Origin of the sequence: Neglectibacter sp. X4 (assembly GCF_009917365.1) — a bacterium.
Taxonomy (GTDB): Bacteria; Bacillota; Clostridia; order Oscillospirales; family Acutalibacteraceae; genus Acutalibacter.
In genome coordinates, this window is record NZ_QWLE01000166.1 from 1 (window position 1) to 595 (window position 595).

General features: G+C 35.3%; 1 protein-coding gene. It reads left to right on the forward strand.

Going from position 1 to position 595, the window contains the following annotated elements:
• Positions 1 to 109: 109 nt before the first annotated feature.
• Positions 110 to 595: sigma-70 family RNA polymerase sigma factor (locus D1841_RS17425; protein ID WP_166554323.1), on the forward strand; the 486-nt coding region annotated here is incomplete at its 3' end.

A 595-nucleotide genomic window follows, 5' to 3' on the forward strand; every position in this document is an offset into this window, starting at 1 on the left:
TGGAAAGCGAGATGGTTGCATTTTATGGCATGAATTTTGCGGAGCAGTCTTGTATAAAAAATTTTTCTACATTAAGTTGTGATAAGGTATCGTATAGGAGAATCTAGTTATGGAAGAGGACAAGAAAAAATATGAAACGTTTGAAGAAATGTATTTATCGACATATCGGTTAGTATATATTTTCATTCGAGACTGCACGCAAGATTGGGATGTTGCAGAAGAAGTTTCTGCAATTATTTGGACAAAGATCTCTGAAAGACCGGAGAAATATCTCGACCAGGAAATTCTACAACTACATAATTATATAAGAACTATGGTGAAAAATGAAATCTGTGAGCAGTATAGAAAAAAGGATCGAGAAAATAGGATACTTGAGAAGGCTTCTGAGATCTTCAATATTTCACATACTACAGAAGACGATTTTCTTCTTAAAGAGAATTTAAATGCCTTAGAGAAAGCAAGGGCGCAGTTATCTGAGGATGAAAGGCTGCTTCTTGAGTTAAGATTTAATCAGGAGCTTAGTATTAAAGAAACTGGAAAAGTGATGGGGATTAATCAAAGCGCAGTTAAGATGCGACAGTGCAGAGTGTTGCTA